13 protein-coding genes are annotated in these 16,008 nt (G+C 59.7%); 3 read left to right on the top strand and 10 right to left on the bottom strand.

What is annotated here, in order from left to right; translation table 11 throughout:
• The first annotated feature begins 445 nt into the window (after nucleotides 1-445).
• On the top strand, nucleotides 446-1,873 hold the full coding sequence (locus AC0QDI_RS13925; RefSeq protein ID WP_474669106.1) for a sodium-dependent transporter: 1,428 nt from the start codon (nucleotides 446-448) through the stop codon (nucleotides 1,871-1,873).
• Nucleotides 1,874-2,020: 147 nt separating this feature from the next.
• Here AC0QDI_RS13925 and AC0QDI_RS13920 read toward each other — a convergent pair whose 3' ends face one another.
• The 5 genes from AC0QDI_RS13920 to uvrB all read right to left on the bottom strand — a co-directional run bounded on the left by AC0QDI_RS13920 (nucleotide 2,021) and on the right by uvrB (nucleotide 8,987).
• Nucleotides 2,021-4,078: an AAA family ATPase gene (locus AC0QDI_RS13920; protein ID WP_474669104.1), complete on the bottom strand. Its 2,058-nt coding sequence runs from the start codon at nucleotides 4,076-4,078 to the stop codon at nucleotides 2,021-2,023.
• Nucleotides 4,078-5,040: a hypothetical protein gene (locus tag AC0QDI_RS13915; RefSeq protein ID WP_474669102.1), complete on the bottom strand. Its 963-nt coding sequence runs from the start codon at nucleotides 5,038-5,040 to the stop codon at nucleotides 4,078-4,080. The genes AC0QDI_RS13920 and AC0QDI_RS13915 overlap by 1 nt, the downstream gene beginning before the upstream one ends.
• Nucleotides 5,040-5,576 (bottom strand): hypothetical protein, encoded by a 537-nt coding sequence (locus AC0QDI_RS13910; RefSeq protein ID WP_474669100.1) that lies wholly within the window; start codon nucleotides 5,574-5,576, stop codon nucleotides 5,040-5,042. Before AC0QDI_RS13910 ends, AC0QDI_RS13915 begins: the two co-directional genes overlap by 1 nt.
• A complete protein-coding gene (locus AC0QDI_RS13905) occupies nucleotides 5,566-6,081 on the bottom strand; it encodes a hypothetical protein (protein ID WP_474669099.1) in 516 nt (171 codons plus the stop codon). The genes AC0QDI_RS13910 and AC0QDI_RS13905 overlap by 11 nt, the downstream gene beginning before the upstream one ends.
• A gap of 851 nt (nucleotides 6,082-6,932) precedes the next feature.
• On the bottom strand, nucleotides 6,933-8,987 hold the full coding sequence (gene uvrB / locus AC0QDI_RS13900; protein WP_474669097.1) for an excinuclease ABC subunit UvrB: 2,055 nt from the start codon (nucleotides 8,985-8,987) through the stop codon (nucleotides 6,933-6,935).
• 134 nt (nucleotides 8,988-9,121) lie between these two features.
• Here uvrB and AC0QDI_RS13895 point away from each other — a divergent pair, with 134 nt between their 5' ends.
• Nucleotides 9,122-9,391, top strand: coding sequence for a DUF7553 family protein (locus AC0QDI_RS13895; protein WP_474669095.1), 270 nt, complete (start codon nucleotides 9,122-9,124; stop codon nucleotides 9,389-9,391).
• Between the two features lie 75 nt (nucleotides 9,392-9,466).
• Here AC0QDI_RS13895 and AC0QDI_RS13890 read toward each other — a convergent pair whose 3' ends face one another.
• The gene (locus AC0QDI_RS13890) at nucleotides 9,467-9,883 is read right to left on the bottom strand and encodes a DUF2267 domain-containing protein (RefSeq protein WP_474669093.1); all 417 of its coding nucleotides are present in this window, start codon (nucleotides 9,881-9,883) and stop codon (nucleotides 9,467-9,469) included.
• A gap of 72 nt (nucleotides 9,884-9,955) precedes the next feature.
• Nucleotides 9,956-10,084: a hypothetical protein gene (locus tag AC0QDI_RS13885; RefSeq protein WP_474669091.1), complete on the bottom strand. Its 129-nt coding sequence runs from the start codon at nucleotides 10,082-10,084 to the stop codon at nucleotides 9,956-9,958.
• Between the two features lie 237 nt (nucleotides 10,085-10,321).
• On the opposite strand from AC0QDI_RS13885, the gene AC0QDI_RS13880 reads away from it, so the two are divergent.
• Nucleotides 10,322-12,373 carry an SLC13 family permease gene (locus AC0QDI_RS13880; protein WP_474669089.1) on the top strand — a complete coding sequence of 684 codons (2,052 nt, stop codon included), beginning with the start codon at nucleotides 10,322-10,324 and terminating at the stop codon, nucleotides 12,371-12,373.
• 37 nt (nucleotides 12,374-12,410) lie between these two features.
• On the opposite strand, the gene AC0QDI_RS13875 is transcribed toward AC0QDI_RS13880, so the two are convergent.
• The 3 genes from AC0QDI_RS13875 to AC0QDI_RS13865 form a co-directional block, all read right to left on the bottom strand.
• Nucleotides 12,411-13,541, bottom strand: coding sequence for an ORC1-type DNA replication protein (locus tag AC0QDI_RS13875; RefSeq protein ID WP_474669088.1), 1,131 nt, complete (start codon nucleotides 13,539-13,541; stop codon nucleotides 12,411-12,413).
• A 60-nt stretch (nucleotides 13,542-13,601) separates the two neighbouring features.
• Nucleotides 13,602-13,769 (bottom strand): DUF1059 domain-containing protein, encoded by a 168-nt coding sequence (locus AC0QDI_RS13870; protein ID WP_474669086.1) that lies wholly within the window; start codon nucleotides 13,767-13,769, stop codon nucleotides 13,602-13,604.
• 110 nt (nucleotides 13,770-13,879) lie between these two features.
• Nucleotides 13,880-15,940 carry a MutS-related protein gene (locus AC0QDI_RS13865; RefSeq protein ID WP_474669084.1) on the bottom strand — a complete coding sequence of 687 codons (2,061 nt, stop codon included), beginning with the start codon at nucleotides 15,938-15,940 and terminating at the stop codon, nucleotides 13,880-13,882.
• Nucleotides 15,941-16,008 lie beyond the last annotated feature (68 nt).

The raw sequence follows: 16,008 nt of genomic DNA, 5'->3' as shown, positions 1-16,008 counted from the left end.
GGTCGATTCGGACCGATCGTTCCGTCGCTGCTCTCGAGTTACGTCCTTCGGTCGTTGTCCCGGTCAGTAGCTGCGAACGACGTGCCACGCCAAACCGGTCAACCGTCTGCGGTGGCGCGCGCTGTGTCGCGGTGAATGCCAATGAACCGCGGCACTAACTTGCGCGAGGGATGAGCGAACGAACCGACTAGGGAAGACGTAGTGATTCCGTTGGCGCGATAGTAGAGCACTCATCAGGAACTTACCAAACCTCCGATAGTATTCGATAATGAGATTCCGTTATCAAGCGTTGGATCAGAAACTGAAACGTCTGATTCGACAACTACGGATGCTAACTGACCGGGGTAAGCGTCGTGTTCAGGTTCCTTAATTCCATGTCACCGAGAATGAACTGAGCCACTGATAAACAATTCTTATGCGCGCCCAGTCGGTTCCCTGAGACAGGATGGTACGTGAAAGTTGGGCGAGTCGCGCCGGATTCATACTGGCCGCGGTCGGAAGCGCGGTCGGACTGGGGAACATCTGGCGATTTCCCTGGATGACCGCGGAGAACGGCGGGAGCGCCTTTCTGCTGTTGTATCTGCTCATCGTCCTCGTCGTCGGGGTGCCGGGATTGCTGGCCGCGTTCGTGATCGGGCGACGGTCGAATCGGAACCCTGTGGGGGCGTTCAAATCGCTCGCCGGATCCCGTTTCTGGGCGGCGTTAGGCGGGCTTTGTGTCGTCACATCGATCATGCTGATGTCGTTCTACAGCGTCGTCAGCGGCTGGATCCTTCGGTACTTCCTCGAGAGCGCGACGGGTGCCTATTTTGCGGATCCCGGAGCCCACTTCGCGGCGATCAGCTACGGTGCCGAAGCGTTCGGCTACCAACTCGCCGTCCTCGCGGCCGCGTCTCTGATCGTCGCCGCGGGGATCAGACGCGGCATCGAGGCGACGACGAAGGTGATGATACCCGGCGTCGTGGTGTTGCTCGTCGGACTCGCGATCTGGGCGGCTCGACAACCCGGCGCCGCGCAGGGATACGAGTTCTACCTCGAATTCGACGGTTCCTACCTCGCGGAGAACTTTCTCTCGGTACTGGGAGCGGCCGCCGGCCAGGCGCTGTTCACCCTCTCGATCGGAAGCGGGACGATGATCACCTACGCCTCTTACGTCGACGACGACCGCTCGCTGCCCCTCGACGCCTCGGTTATCGCCGTATTCAATCTCGGCATCGGCATCCTGGCCGGACTCGTGGTGTTCCCGTTGCTGTTCTCGTTCGCGCCGGGCCCGACTGAGGGCGGCCCCGGTGCCCTGTTCGTCGGGATCGCCGGCGCGTTCGCGAGCCTGCCCGGCGGGCGACTTCTCGGCGCGACCTTCTTCCTCGTCGTTCTCCTCGCAGCCCTGACGAGTCTGATCAGCATGCTCGAGATTCCGGTCTCGTTTCTGGTTGACGAGTTCGATCTCGAGCGGTCGACGGCGACCCGGGGGCTGTTCGCACTGATCGCGCTCACCGGCGGCGTGAACGCGTTCAGCCCCGCGGTGTTTACGCTGTTCGCGAACCACCTCGTCGATCTACTCTTGGTGCTCGGCCTGACCGGGTTCATGGTGTACACGGCCTGGGTCCTCGGTCCGGCCGCGATCGAGGAGTACCTCGAAGGTGCGGGGCGGCTCTCACGTCCATTGGTGATCCCGTGGCGATACGCGATCGGGACCCTCCTACCGGCGTTTCTCCTCTTTACGTTCTACGCCGACGTCGCGACCCTCGTCGGGCTCTCAGCGGGAACGGGGCCGTTGGTGGTCGCGACGCTGCTGACGGTGATGGCGCTCGTCTTCGTGGCCCGCCGTTCCGTCTCCGAGCACCGACCGCAACCGAGCGAGAGCACGGACTGACTGATACGGTCTGCTGTCAGTCATCTCCGGCGCGACCGCAGGCCGGATCGCGGTCGCACCGGTACATCGGTACAACAAACCGTATCATGTAGAGTACTCTAAGCATCGTATACGTTGCACCCCTTGTTGACTCAATAGGCGGACAGCCTAGTTGTTCGCTTTCTTCTCCAATTCTTCCACGTTGTATCCTGCTTCAAAGACCGTTCTGTCAACCATGTCCGAGTCAGCAACAGTCAGGAGTACCTGAAAGTCCTCTAACTCCTCTGGGAGAGCCATGAGGAAGTTAGTGATATCCGGAGTATTCTCTTTATCTGGCGCTTTGGAGTACGGAGAGTCAATTAAGAATAGACGGATAGGGAATGTATGATCAAGTTGAGAGAGTTCCTGTAGAACGGCAGTATGGAAAATTAGGGCGATCATTTTCCCTTCGTTCGAGTTCTGATTCTGCCGGTCAGAGGGAATATCGTCGCCCCCCTCAACATGAACGGTGAAGTCGTATCCCTTATTGCCGCTGATAGTGATCGAAGTTGCGTCTGAGAGCGTGCCGGATTGGAAATAATCTAATAAAGAATTCATCCGCTTCTGGATCGAATTCTTCACGCTCGACCGCTCCTGCTGTATCTTATTGTTGACTACCTTCTCAAAGGTCCTGAGGCTCGCTTGATAAGAAAATTTCCTCTCCTGTGCTTCAACAGCATCCTCAAGTTCAACGATGCGATCTTCTACTTCCGTGATCTCCTCACGTTTTGCATTAATTTCTACTTGAATACGGGTCGCTTTTCGATCTAGTTCATCGACTTTCACCTCTAATTCGTCTCGACGTTCAACAAGATCTCGATGATCGCTGTCTTCAATTTGTTCTTCCAGGCGTTCAGTTTCTGACTCATAATCTGCTATTCTCGAATCCAAAGTGCTGATTTGGTTCTCTAGTTCTCGCTCTCTTTCTCCACTCTCTTCCAATTCCTCTTTTTGTTTTTCTCGTTCCAATATCTGTTGCTCGACATCTCGTTCTGTTCCTATTTCGATTCGATCGTGAGGAACGTCTTTAGCACAAAGAGGACAATGAGCATCTTCTAAGAGCCGTTTGCGCTGCTTTTCGTCCACATCATTCGTGCAGACAGGACACCGATCTGGTACGCTGGTGAACTTCTGAAGTTCCTCTGCCAACTCAATAAACTCATCACTGGAACCAACTTCCTCAAGCCGTTCGATCTGGAGGCGAGTATCACGGAGTTCAGTTCGATATTCTCTCCTCTTAGATCTGAGCTTGTCACACTGACGCTCAACTTGCCGTTTTTTATCTTTTAATTGATCTGTATCGTTATCGTCGTCAAGAATTTCCTCAATACGATCAAGTTCCTGGTTTTTATCGGCTAAGTCGGTTTCTATTTCCTCAAGTTCTTTTTTCAGATCTCGCTTGGAGGATTTGAGGTTTTTTCGACGGTTCGTTGCTTTCCCAAGATTCATCTTGGCATCTTCTTCGAGTCCTTCCAGCTGATATTCCTCTTGACGCCGGGTCTTACTGGCTTCCACGACAGCGGCCAGATCGATACCAAAGAGGATGTCAATCAGTACATCTTTCTTTTGCCATCTGAGAAATGCCTTATAATCCTCTGGCATTAAGGAAAAAAGAGAGAACATGTTGTATCTGCCAAGGTTTCGGCGCTCAACGGACCACATTCCGAACTCTTCAGATACATCCTGTTGAGTATTCCCACCACTAAATGGAATGTCGTTAAAAGTTTTAGGCCTTGTATTAAGCTTGGTTTGAGAGGAGTATCCTCCATTACGAGAGAGGTTTCGGTACAGGAGGTAGTGGTTATTCTTCACCGACCAATTTCCTGTCGTCTCAAGCGTTACCGAACTAGAGTCAGTATCTCTTATTGGATCGGTAAGCTCGACTCTCTGCTTCTCTTGCATTCCCAAGAGATTGAACCGGATTGCCTCCAAGACTGTTGTCTTTCCGGATTCATTAGGGCCATACAGCACAGTATTCTCTTTCTCAAAGACAAGATCTTGATCCTTGATCACCCTAAAATTCTTCACATCAAGGTGGCGCAATTTCACATGATGTTGAGGAAGGTGTGTCTTCTGATAATTCTCTTCGATTAATTTTCTACACTCTTCTATGTGTTCGTCAGGGAGATCCTCGTCATCCCGAATGGTAGAGATAATCTCTTCTGTGATTTGCTCTCTATCTGGCATTAAGCAACCCCCTCTTGATACGGTGTAGCATTAGTCATCTTCTCAACTTTCTCTGCGAGTTGACCGAGGAACCGAACATCGTTCTTTTTGAATTTTCGATTCGGTCCGGATAGTAGCTTATCACCCACGCTCCTGCTAGGGGCCACCGTCTCCTCAATGTGAACTCCTAGCTCATCGTGACCCATTTTCGCGATTGACTGGACAGCCTCTTTTTGTGCTAGATTCCAGGTTGATACCATCAGACTCTCCGAGTTCTCGATCTTGTCGTAGAACTGCTCAGTCAATATCTCCCCCTGAGCGGACAGCTCAATCCCATAGCGACGGTTTTGCTCGGCAACTTCTCCTGTACCTTCTGACCCTACGACTGGCTCATCAAGAAGACTCCATGCGAATAGACGATTCTTGTCTTCGTATGCTTGTTCAGCAAATGGTCCGGAGTCTCGCTTGAAGAATTGATAGCGATAGCCCGTTCTGTCCAGCATCCCTAGTTCCTCACCATACTTATTTGAAGAGTTGACTACTTCTTCCTGTTCAATTATGGAGTTGACCTTGTAGATTAGCTTCTGTAATCGGTATCTGGAATTAATTCTGCCGGCAGGGGATGCATAGCTGTAATCTCGGACCAACTTGAGCATCATCACCATGTCAATCAATTCATCAAGACTGAACTGAATCTGGTGCCATGACTTGACCAAGTTCTCTATCTGTATTTCTCCATTCTTAAATTCAGCTACGGTTTCTTGAGAGACATCTTTGCTACGAACGAATTCGACAATCCGTGGGTCCGAGAACACTTCTCTGTTGAGGAATTTGTCGAACTGTTCAGGGTTATTGGACGAAGGTGCTTCCGAAATTTTGTCTGCGTATACGTTTGATGCTAAACGGGCGTACTCCTCTTCATTAGATTGGGACAGATTGAGAATATCTCCAGCACGAATAATGACCTTCCATTCGTTGGGCATTATGTAACCCCCAAGGTCTCGCAGACATCGTTGTTCCACTTCAAGACGTTCTTTTGTCCACGGGTAGATACTGGATTTGCATCTGCAAAATGTCCTAGAAGCATCCCGACTAACAACTCCTTGCTTTTTGCGATCATGAGTTCGGGAAATTCTTGTCTTATTTCGGATAGTTTGGCCGATGGGATGTCATCTACGCAAAGAAATATTCCTGCATTATCGGGATACCTCCTTGTACTTAGGAAGGTCTGCAGTTCAAGATATTTCTGTTTGAACAGTGGCCCAGAGTCAGAAGATGAGACACAGTCGTCCATATGCAGAATCCAGACGCTATTCTGTATCAGCTTCTGGTGGTCATTCACTTTGTTAGTGGAGGGATAGTACTCTTGTAAATCCAATTTGTCTCCCCGAATTCCGTCCGTGACCTCCGATATGATAGTGCTGAATTCAAATCCATCGTACGTGCCAGAATTTGTGACGCAAACGACATACTCCTCGTGGGGCACGGTATCAGATAGATCCTCGTACTTATCGATCATTTACTTTGGGGTGAATTTTATTCATTCTCTTTTTAATACTCAGGAACGACTGATGCTCTTTTTCCAAGTCTTCGTTCTTCAGGTCTTGTTTATCTTGTCCCTTGATAATCATTTCCTTACCCATCGGTTCATGCCCATCATATTCATCCCACCAAGAGGCAAAGTCAGAGTGCAGCTGCTCACCTCGTATGGTATTTGCATATTGAAGCAGCGTCTCCAAGTCATCACAGGCGTCTTCAAACAAATCTCGTTGGTCATCCTTCTTTTGACTACCTTCCATACATTTGACCCATGACTGGTGCTGCTGCCATTTTGAGATTGAGTCTCGAATCTCTGACTTAGTAGGATGACCAGTTGATTCCAGGCGATCGTGGTATCCAACTGCTAGCAGAGCAGCAAATATTGTCATAAAGAATATTCCTGCGACTACGTCGAATCTGTCGATGCCAGATACGCCCTCCGAAGCAAGAATTAGCGAGACAAAACCTATGGTGACGATCAACATTGACGAACCGGTGTACAGAATAATCGAGAACAAAATATGCCATCTGGTATGGGATTTTGAACTGAACGTCCGGAGACACATGTCTTTGACTAGAGCACCCATTATTGCTAACAGGAACAGAGAGACCCCTAAATATACGATAATAAATACCGTCTGATCGATGATTTCGATGGTAAGATCTCTCCTGAATTGAAGAGTGATAAACAGAGTTCCGAATTGCAGAATAAGAATCTTGAGTAGATAGTGAATCCGAAGACCGAACGTAAGATGTTCTACTCCTCCGCGAACTCTCTTTCTAACTTCCATTGTTTGACGAATATTGTCCAGTCATTGTTTATGATTCTTTGATTGCTTACTGGTATCCGCTTCAACTTGATCGTTTTCTCTACAATATACTTTACGAGAATATTCTAATAGCACACAACTAAGAGATCAGTAGAATAGGTATTTGATATCATTCTAACATCGTTGCGACTATTAGATAGTATTGGGCCCCATCCAGTAGAATAGTATAAGCAGCGTGGTGGTTTGTAGCTCAGAGCCTTCCGAATTTGTGCCGTATGAGACACGTCGCTCAGCGCGACCCGAACGGTTGCGCCGTCGTCCGGAAGACGCTTTGCGTCTTCCGTGACTGAGCGAATCGAAGTAAGCGGGAGCTTCGTTCCCGCGAGGTCAGCGTGACGGACGTCTCGCCAGAATTCGCGATGTCTGCGAACGCGACGGAGTCGCGCCCTCGTCGAAGTCTCGAGGGAGCGAAGCCCGCTCGGACTCGGCGATTCCGAACGAATCGCTTCCTATCGGGCGTCAACGCCGTCCGACGACTCGACGACCGTCCGCTGACCGAGTTTCGTTCAGAACTCCTCGGTCGGCGGCGCGATCCCCTCGTCGCTGCCCTCGAGTTCGAACTCCTCCCGAACCTCCCGAATCCGGTCGCGAATGTCGGCCGCTAACTCGAACTCGAGGTTGCTCGCCGCGTCCTGCATCCGCTCCTCGAGTTCGTCGACGTACCGCGCCGCGTCGTCCTCGCCCTCGATCTCCCGGCCGGAGACCTCGCTGGTGTCGGTCTTGCTGCCGGGCAGGTTGGTCTCGCCGACCTCCTTTTCGATCGTCGTGGGCTCGAGGTCGTGTTCCTCGTTGTACTCTTGCTGGATCTCGCGGCGGCGCTGGGTTTCCTCGATCGCGGACTCCATGGCGTTCGAGGGCTCGTCGGCGTAGAGGACGACCTCGCCGTTGACGTTCCGGGCCGCTCGGCCCATCGTCTGGACGAGCGTCGTCTCGGAGCGCAGGAAGCCCTCCTGGTCCGCATCCAGAATCGCCACCAGCGAGACTTCGGGGATGTCCAGGCCCTCCCGCAGGAGGTTGATCCCGACGAGCACGTCGATCTCCCCTAATCGCAGCGAGCGGATGATCTCGTGGCGCTCGAGCGTGTCGGTCTCGTCGTGCATGTAGGCGACGTCGACGCCGGATTCCTCGAGGTACTCGGTGAGGTCCTCGGCCATCCGCTTCGTGAGGGTCGTCACGAGCGTGCGTTCCTCGCGGTCGATGCGCTCGTCGATGCGGTCCATCAGGTCGTCGACCTGCCCCGTCGCGTCGGAGACCTCGATCGCCGGGTCGACGAGGTGGGTGGGGCGGACGATCTGTTCGACGATCTGTCCGCTCTCCTCGCGCTCGTAGTCGCTTGGCGTGGCGCTCACGTACAGCGTCTGATCGGTCTTCTCCTCGAACTCCTCGAAGGTGAGCGGCCGGTTGTCGTAGGCCGTCGGCAGCCGGAAGCCGTTCTCGACCAGCGAGTCCTTCCGGGACTTGTCGCCGGCGAACTGCCCGCGAATCTGCGGCAGTGTGACGTGGGACTCGTCGACCACGGTGAGGAAGTCGTCCGGGAAGTAGTCCAGCAGCGTGTACGGTGCTTCGCCGGACTCGCGATCTGAGAGGTAGACGGAATAATTCTCGATCCCCGAACAGTAGCCCGTCTCCTGCATCATCTCGAGGTCGAAGCTCGTCCGCTCCTCGATGCGCTGGGCGGCGATCATGTCGCCCTGCCGCTCGAAGTACGAGATTCTGGAGTCCAGATCGTCGCGGATCTCGTCCATCGCGTCCTCGAGCGTGGTCTCGGGAATCGAGTAGTGCTCCGCGGGATGGACGAGGACGGCCTGCTGGTCGCCCTTGGTTTTCCCCTCGAGGGGGTCGACCTTGACCATGCGGTCGATCTCGTCGCCCCAGAGCTCGACGCGCACCGCGTACCGGCCGTACATCGGGTAGATCTCGACGGTGTCGCCCCGCACCCGGAACGTGCCCTGCGTGAAGTCGACGTCGTTGCGCTCGTAGTTCAGATCAACCAGCCGCTTCAATAGCTCGTCGCGACCGATCTCCTCGCCGACCTCGAGTCGTAGCGACATGTCGATGTAGTTGCGCGGGTCACCGAGGCCGTAGATCGCGGAGACGCTCGCGACGACGATGACGTCCTCGCGGGTCAGCAGCGACCGCGTGGCGGAGTGGCGCAGGCGGTCGATCTCGTCGTTGACCGAGGCGTCCTTGTCGATGTAGGTGTCGCTCTGCTCGACGTAGGCCTCGGGCTGGTAGTAGTCGTAGTAGGAGACGAAGTACTCGACGGCGTTGTCCGGGAAGAGGTTCCGGAACTCCTCGTAGAGCTGGGCCGCCAGCGTCTTGTTGTGAGCGATCACCAGCGTCGGTTTCTGGATCTCCTCGGCGACCCAGGAGACGGTGTTGGTCTTCCCCGACCCGGTCACGCCGAGCAGGGTCTGTTTGTCCATTCCGGACCGAAATCCGTCGACTAACTGTTCGATCGCCTCGGGCTGATCGCCCGCCGGCTCGAAGGGTGCGTCGACCCGGAACGGGTGATCGACGTTCGGCCGGTCCGGCTGGAGGGGACCTTGCGCGTCACTCATTATCTGAGTCAGGGGTTCGAGCCACTTTACGCGCTCGCATGTGGACCGCGGTGCGGTCGACTCGAACCCGAAACGATCCGAACGTGGCCACTGCTCGCCCAACCGTTATGCATCGGCTCGTGGTGAATTCGGATATGACGGAGCAACTCCAGCGGGCCCGCGACGACCTCGAGGAAGCTGCGAAATCGGCCGACAGCGACGACGTCCGCGAGGACATCCGCGAGACGACGGACGCGTTCGCCGACTACGTGATGAGCGATACCGAACCCGATCACGCCGTCCTCGACGAACGACTCAATACGCTCCGCCAAGCCCGCGAACAGGCGGACGGTAACACGAAGGACAAGCTCGAGTCGGCCATCGAGACGACCGAAGACTATCGCGAGACCCTCGATCAGGCCTGAGAGCGAATCCAACGACCGAAATAACCGAACGAAATCGGAATCGACGAGCGACCCCGACGAACGAAACCGCGACGGTCAGTATTCTCCCGGCGTTCGATCCCCGACGTCGACGTCCGCGTCCGTCTCCGCGAGCAACTCCTCGAAGCCGTCCCGATCGAACTGGTCGACGACCGCCGCGCGGTCGCTCTCGTCGAACGCCTCGAGGACCGTCCCCAACACGGCCGTCGCAGCTTCCTGTCCGGGAACGTCGACGGTGTCCATGCGCCGGTCGACCCGCGAGACGAACTCCTCCTCGGAGAAGCGGCGACCCGACTCGCCCTCGGTGAGGTGCCGGCTCAGCGCTCCCGGCAACTGCGCGGCCAGATCCTCGGCCTCGTCCTCGCTCAATCGTTCGCCGAGCGTCTCGAGGACCGCTCGCGTGACGTCGGTCGCCGATTGTTCATCAGCGGCGGTCCGGTCGCTCACTCGCTCGAGCAGTTCCGCTCGTTCCATAGCCGTGGCCACGGCGATGACGCCCCTCACGGTTCGGGCGGCAGCTGCCGGGTTCGCGCCACCCTCGGGTCGTTAGCGCTCGGCTCCGGGACCCGATTCGGGGACGATTTCCTCGTAGCCGAACTCCTCGAGTCGCTCGCGCAGCCCGTCGGCTTCCTCCTCGTCGACGTGCTCGAGCAGTGCCCCGACGACGGTCCGCAAAAGTCGGGTTCGTTCCGCGCGCGATCGGCCTCGTCGCCGCCGTCTGTCTTCCGACGAAGCCGTCCGAGCCCTACCGCAGAAGTGAGAGTACACCTCGAGCACACGCTCCCGATGGGGAAGCGGCAGGCCGGCATCGCTATGATACCGACGGCCAGTCGATCGTCTCTCGAAACATAAATTTGGCAATAGCTCACAGACACGAGATATGACTGGTTTCGGAAACCCGGACGGCAGACGATGACCGGTGTGGAGCTATCGAGCGGTGCGATGGTCGTGTTCGGACTCATCGCCGTCGCCCTCGTCCTGTTCGTCTCGGAGGCGATTCCGAACGACGTGACGGCGATCGGCATCGTCGTCTCGCTGGCGGCGCTCGAGCCGCTGACCGGCGTCGGCCACCGGGCGGCGATCTCGGGCTTTGCCAACACCGCGACGGTGACGATCGTCGCGATGTACATGCTCAGTGCGGGTATCCAGCGGACCGGCGTGGTCCAGCGACTCGGCCTCTCGCTGGCGGCGTTTACCGACGGCGACGAGACGCGTGCGCTGGCGGCGACGATCGCCACGACTGGGCCGATCGCGGGCTTTATCAACAACACGCCCGTCGTCGCGATCTTCATCCCGATGATCTCGGATCTCGCCGAGAAGACCGGCATCTCGCCGTCGAAGCTCCTCTTGCCGCTTTCCTACGCCGCGATCCTCGGCGGGACCCTGACGCTCGTCGGCACCTCGACGAACCTGCTCGCCAGCGAGTTCGCCGCCGACCTGCTCGGTCGATCCCCCATCGGCATGTTCGAGTTCTCGGCTCTCGGTCTCGTGATTTTGGTCGTCGGCCTCGCCTACCTCATGACCGTCGGTCGGTGGCTGACGCCCGCCCGAATTCCGGTCGATGCGGACCTCGTAGAGGAGTTCGATCTCGAGGATCACCTCACGCAGGTCAGCGTCGGCGCGGACTCCGCACCGGTCGGACTCACGGTCGACGAACTCGAGGAACGGAGCGGGGGAGACGTTCGTATCCTCCAGCACCGTCGACACGGCGAGCGTGACGCCCGGTCCGCAGTCAACGAGCGGGTGCTCGAATACGACGGCGCTGGCGATAGCGATGGACAGGGCGACCGCGAGCCACCGGCCGGTGGAGCGGATCGGGACCAGCGATTTTCCCGCGACGAGACCGTCGACACGGGAGGCGATGGGGAGGGGGCCGGCCAACAGCGAACCCGCGACGGTCACGCCCGCGACGGCGACGGGACGACGGTGATCGAACCGGGGCAGCGCCAGCGCATTCGAGAGGATGACGTGCTCACGGTCCACGGGAGCCTGCAGGCGGTCAACCGCTTCGTCGAGGAGCAGGAACTGCGACAACTCCACCGGGAGTCGGTGACCGAGGAGACGTTCGAGGGGTCCGCGGGCGATGAGCGACTCGCCAAGACGATCGTCCCCGTCGAGTCGTCGTTCGTCGGCGCGACGCTCTCCGAGACGCATCTCCGGGAGGTCTACCAGCTGACCGTGCTGGCGATCCGTCGCGACGGCGAGTTGCTCCGGACCGACCTCGAGGAGGTGACGCTCGAAGCGGGCGATCTGCTGCTGGTTCAGACGGTCACCAGTACGATCGAGTACGTCACCGAGACCGGCGACCTCGTGGTCGTCGACGACGTCGCCGATCAGTTGCTCGAGGACGGGATCGACGACGTCGCGCCGCTGTCGCCGAAGACGCCGATCGCGCTCGCGATCATGGCCGGCGTGGTCGGCACCGCAGCGCTCGGTCTCGTCTCCATCGTCATCGCGGCGTTCGCCGGCGTCTTCCTCATGATCGTGACCGGCTGTCTGTCGACCACCGACGCGTACGACGCCGTCTCGTGGAACGTCGTGTTCCTGCTCGCGGGCGTGATACCCCTCGGCGTCGCCCTCGAGGCGACGGGCGGCTCGCAGGTCATCGCCGGCGCGCTGGTCGGGACCGCCGAATTCCTGCCGCTCGTCGCGGTCCTGCTGTTGTTCACCGTCGTGACGGGGCTGCTCGCGAACGTCATCACGCCCGTGGCGACGGTGGTGTTGATGATCCCCGTCGCGGTCGACGCCGCGGGGAGTCTGGGAGCGACGCCGTTCTCGTTTCTCCTCGCGGTGATGTTCGCCTCCGCGACCTCCTTCATGACGCCGGTGGGCTATCAGACGAATCTGATGGTCTACGGCCCCGGCGGCTACGAGTTCACCGACTTTTTGCGAGTCGGCGGGCCGCTACAGCTCCTGCTGGCAGTGGTCACGACGGGCGGCATCGCGCTGCTCTGGGGCATCTAAAACGAGCGGTCGTTTCGGAGTCCGCGTCCGATCGAAATTACTCGAGCCGGTCGAGGACCGCCTCTTTCTCGTAGGAGAGCGTGAGCGAGCGCGAGCGACCGCGGCCGTCGACGTCCGCGTAGTCGGCGTCGATCAGGCCGAGCTGGTCGAGTTTGTTGACGATCTCGGAGTAGCGCGTGTAGCCGAGGTCGGTTCGGTCGTGGAAGACCTCGTAGACCTCCCCGGCCCGGTCGCCGTCGCGTTCGGCGATCACCTCGAGCAGCGCCCGTTCGGTGTCGGTCAGTCCCGACAGCGAGCGCGAGAGGTTGATGTACTTCGACTTCTCGTAGGCGTTCTCGACGTCCTGGCGCTCGACGGTTCGGCTGGCCCGCATCTCGGCGTTGAGTCCGGCTCGCCGGAGCAGATCGATCCCGACCCGGAGGTCGCCGCTCTCGGCGGTGAGTTCGGCGACGTACTCTAAGGTCTCTCGGGCGATAACGCCGTCGTTGAAGCCGCGGGCGACGCGCTCGTCGAGGATGTCGACGATCTCGGGCTGATCGTAGACCGGGAAGTAGACGTCCTCCGGGCGGAAGACGCTCTGGACTCGAGAGTCGAGTTCGTCGATGACGTCCAGCGCGGGATCGGAGGAGACGACGACGACGCCGATCTTCGCGCCGGGGTACTCCTCGTGAGCCCGCAGCAGGGAGTAGAGCGTATCGGAAGCCTCGTTCTCGTAGAAGAGGTAGTTGATGTCGTCCAGAGCGACGACGAGCACCCTGTCCTCCTCGACGAGCTTCTCGGCGATCTGGCCGAACAGCTTCTTGAAGGAGATCCCCGACGACGGCGGTTCGTAGTCGAACGTGCCCTCGAAGAGCCGCGAGAACACCGAGTAGCGGGTCGCGTTGACCTGACAGTTGACTCGAATCGTTCGGACCTCGCTCGTCTGGGCGCCCACCTCGTCGAACAGCTTCTGGATCGCCGTCGTCTTTCCCGTCCCGGGCGGCCCCCGAACCACGACGTTCAGCGGTCGCGACCCCCGCACCGCGGGGCGCAGCGCGTACGTCAGGCTCTGGGTCTGGCCCTCGCGGTGCTTGAACGTCTCGGGGACGTAGTCGATCTCGAAGACGTGCTCGTTGCTGAACACGGATTCGTCCCACGACAACATCCCCTCCTCGGGGTCGTCTGCCATCACTTTCACCACGCTGTCGAAGCTACTTAGATGTTTGCCGAATTCTCGGCTCGAGCGGCGTCAGGCCGCCTCGATTCGCTCGAGCCAGCGATCGAGATCCGCCGGGGGAATTCGGTCGCGATGTGCGACGCGGGCGTGGGCTCGCGCGAGTCGCGCGGCCTCGCGATCGGCGTCACAGCGGAGTTCGAAGGAGCACCCGTCCCTGGGACACTGGAACTGATACGGCATACTGTAGCACAGACGGTCGGCGGTGGTAGGTATTACACTTGCATACCCCAGTGCAACGCGGCGACTGGTGTCGGTTTCGGCCGGTCCGGCCGCCGGGAAGCACGGGGGGACTACTCGAACTTCTCGAGGAGCCGATCGTAGAACAGGGGTTCCGGGTCTCCCTCGCCGTCTACGGGCGCCCCGCCGTTAGTCGCGACCGCCTCATCCCGGGCCTCGCCGGCCAGCTTCTCGACGATCAGCTCCGGCGTCGACCGCGCCAGATGGTCCTTGACCGGCGACCGGTTCACCTCGAGTGCCCCGTCCACGAGCCCGACGGCTTCGATGCCGTCGACGGTCACGTCGTAGTCGGCCATCTCGCGGATCTCGCCGGCCAGGTGGGAGACGAAGACGGCCGTCGCGCCGTTCGCCGAGAGGGCCTCCAGGATCCCGGCGATGATCTTCGCCGACGCGCCGGGTTCGGTGATGCTCTCGAGTTCGTCGACTACCACGAGCGAGCCCTCGCCGCCCTGCGCGAGGTCGGCGAACTCCCGGACGGTCGACTCGAAGGCGCCCGCGTCGAGCGTCCCCTGGGTCTTGGCGTGGTAGTGCAGGTCGTCGAACCGCCGCAATCGGACGCGCTCGGCGGGGACGGGCAACCCCATGTGGGCCAGCACGACGACGCTCGCGACCAGATCGAGCGTGGAGGTCTTCCCGCCGCTGTTGACCCCCGAGAGGAGCGCCACGCCAGAGACCTCGTAATCGACGGGGTCGATCGACTCGAGGGGCTCGTCGAGCAGAGGCGAGCGGCCGCCCTCGATCGCGAATCCGGTGTCGCCCCGTGCGCCCGCTGCATCGTCCGGCGTACCGAACTCCGGCATCGTACACTCGTACTCGCGGGCGAAACGGGCGATCGCGAGTTCGACGTCCAGCTCGAGGGCGTCCCGGACGAGCTGACGGGCACCGTCGCGCTGGTCGGCGAGATCGGCCGCGAGTTCGCGCTTCAGTTTGCCCGCGCGACGGTCCTTGGCCGCCGTCAGCTCCTCGCGTAACCGACCGATGACGTCCTCGTCGCGCTCGACCGGAAACGTGGGCTCGTCGCTGAACGCGCGGCGCGCGATTTCGGCCTCGCCCTGATCCAGGTCGAGCGCGTCGACGAGGTGGTCGCGGGCCGCCTCGACCGCCGCGGCGTACTCGTCCGCGAGTTCGCGGGAGAGCAGGGAATCGACGCCGGCTCCGCGCTCGACCAGCGAGAGCAGGTCCGACCCCTCGATCGTCACGTCCTGTTCGCGGATCGCCTCCCGAAGGTGGTCGTTGGCGACGCTCTCGGCCGCGCTCGCCGCCGCGTCGAGGTCGTCGACCGCCGTCGTCAGCCGGTCGAGTTCGTCGTCGCCCGCGACCGTGCCGTCCTCGTCGAGCCGCGAGAGACCGTCCTCGAGGGCCGCGAGGTCGCAGGGCGGTTCGAGACTTGCGGCGCGGTGGACCTCGACGGCCGCCTGCAGCCGATCCCGATTGCGCGAGAAGAAGGCCAGCGGCCGCTCGGGGACCACCTCGGCCGGGTTCTCGAGAGCGTCGGGTCGGACCTGCACGTCGCCCTCGAGCGCGACGCCGGCGAAGGAGTCGTCGAGGGCGATCACGGTCGCGTACCCGCGAGCGAGTTCGGCCAGCCCCTGTGCGTCCTCGACGATCTCGACGGAGAGCTCCGGGATCGCCTCGCGCGCCTCGCTGTAGCGCTCGGCGTCGGTCGTCGCCAGACAGCGCTCGCGGACCCGCACGTCGCCCGGCTCCCGGAGGGGTCGGACCCCCTCGAGCGCGTCGAGCACCGCGGGATCGGGGTCGCGCTCGAGGGCATCGCGAGCGAACGCCTGCACCTCCTCGATACGCGAGCGCCGCGGACTCGGATAGATCGTCTCGAGTCGCCGGGCGGCGTAGTCGGTGACCGTGCGCTCCTCGAGCAGTCCGAGGAGTTCGCGGTAGACCTCGCGGGCGCGCTCGGTCGCGAGGAACCCGCCGGGATCGTCGTGCTCGAGCCGGATCGCGCCGCGCGCGATGCGGGCGGCCCGCCCCTGGGAGATCCCCGGCGCGGTCGCGATCGCTTCCACGTCGCCCGCTCGGAGCGCGCGCTCGGGATCGTCGAGCGCGGACAGCGCTCGGGCGGTCTTCTCGCCGACGCCCGGAATCGACTCGAGGTCCATGTTCTCGAGCGGTGTAACAAACCGGAGCGAGGAAAAAGTTCCTGCCCGGGTTTTTCCGCGTCGCCGTG

This window comes from Natrinema sp. LJW11, assembly GCF_056135975.1.
The sequence above is the reverse complement of the archived record's forward strand: the minus strand, read 5'-3'. Positions and strand labels throughout refer to the sequence as shown.